Genomic DNA, 694 nt, shown 5'->3' with positions numbered 1-694 from the left:
ACCATGATCCAACCCGAACGACCCAGGTCAAGCCGACCCGCCGACGAGCACCTGACCAGTCACCAAGAAGTAAAGGCATCCAACAAAGTCGCCAGGCTCAGGATTTTCGGTAAGCAGAGGACTTGGCATGCCCGCAGGCACAGCCACTTCTGCCCAATACACGCGCCCGGCTACCACGTAGTCAGCCAGCCGCTCCCTGGAAAGTAGCCACATAGACGCGGCAGGCCACTTATGACCAACTCGCCTCTCTTCAACATCTTTCACACCTGCCTGCGCAAGCCGAAGATCGATGCCATCATACTGATCAGATAGAGCAATCCGCGAAACATCCTGAAAAAGAATGTCAAAGACGCGAAGCGGATCATCCCCTTCCGGATCACCTATGACGCCTCGTACGAGTAACTTACTGTGCCCGACTGAGATCGCCCACGGCTTAAATGACCCCTCGATCACCAAGGGCAATTCACCGCGAAGCAGCTTCACCTCATCCAACTTTGGCCCAATCTCCAAGCTTTCGATTCCACCGGTAAAAGTCCACCGAATCCATCATTCCGGCTTTATCTATCTGCAGAAGCTCCCACTGCGTATCTAGCAACTCACCCGGCCGCGCACTCCTCGCTCTATCAAGCGCCTTAGCCTCGATCCACCGACGCGGTTGGCGGCGATCACCGGTTGATCATTTCGATATGGGGTG

The 694-nt window shown here is 55.5% G+C and carries 1 protein-coding gene; it reads right to left on the bottom strand.

Annotation, left to right across the window (positions count from 1 at the left end):
• Positions 1-27: 27 nt before the first annotated feature.
• Complete coding sequence (locus V6U90_RS33730; protein ID WP_334445260.1) at positions 28-483, bottom strand: hypothetical protein; 456 nt, start codon at positions 481-483, stop codon at positions 28-30.
• Positions 484-694: the final 211 nt, after the last annotated feature.

The sequence above is a fragment of the Micromonospora sp. CPCC 206060 genome, assembly GCF_036906895.1.
Lineage (GTDB): Bacteria > Actinomycetota > Actinomycetes > Mycobacteriales > Micromonosporaceae > Micromonospora.
Note: the sequence above shows the minus strand (reverse complement) of the source record. Positions and strands in the feature narration are given on the sequence as shown.